Genomic DNA, 769 nt, shown 5'->3' on the forward strand with positions numbered 1-769 from the left:
GACTACATTATTGAAGTCAGAAATGTCAGCAGCCTCAATGCTGACCCGGTCCGACTCGGCGCCGATAAAATGGAAATGACCAGCTTCAACTGGTTAAACGACAAAAAACTGGGCGTCAGGTTCAGACAGAATATTCAGGACGGCAACCGCAACTACTGGGTGGTAAAATATGCCGTGGTTAACGCCGACGGAAAAGGCGACTGGTTAGTTCCTTTTCGCGAAGACAACCGCTCCGAGTTTAACCTGCTGAGTATCCTGCCAGATAACGATGATGAAATTCTGCTCGAATACGACATCAATGATAACCGCATTCCCGATGTCGTCAGACTCAACATTAATACCGGCCGCTCCGTCACCGTTATGCGCGGGAACGAGAAGCAAAGTGGCAACTTTATCCCCGATACTCAGGGCGAAATTCGTGCCGCGTCAGGCTATAACTCGGCCAACAACACCATTGAACTCTATGCCCGTGCCAGCACCGATGCAGATTGGAAACTGGTCAAAAGCATCTCGCCCCTGAAAAGGGAAACCTTTGATTTCCTGAGTTTCTCCAAACAAAACCCACAGGAAATCTATGTCAGAGCCACTAACGGCGAAGATAAAGCGGGTATTTACCTGTACAACATTAAAACCGGCCAGTATTCAGAGCGTCTGTTTGGCCTGGAGTCAGTGGATGTCGATGGCCTGATCCGCAGCAACAAACCCGGCCAACGCGGTGAACTCCTTGGCTTCAGTTATACCGCCAAACAACCTGAGCGTTATTTTGTCG

The 769-nt window shown here is 49.5% G+C and carries 1 pseudogene; it reads left to right on the plus strand.

Annotated features, from left to right (window positions below):
• Nucleotides 1-769: pseudogene (locus ABD028_RS23195) on the plus strand (alpha/beta hydrolase family protein); the annotation flags it as partial.

The organism is Bowmanella denitrificans (genome assembly GCF_039522935.1).
Taxonomy (GTDB): Bacteria; Pseudomonadota; Gammaproteobacteria; order Enterobacterales; family Alteromonadaceae; genus Bowmanella; species Bowmanella denitrificans.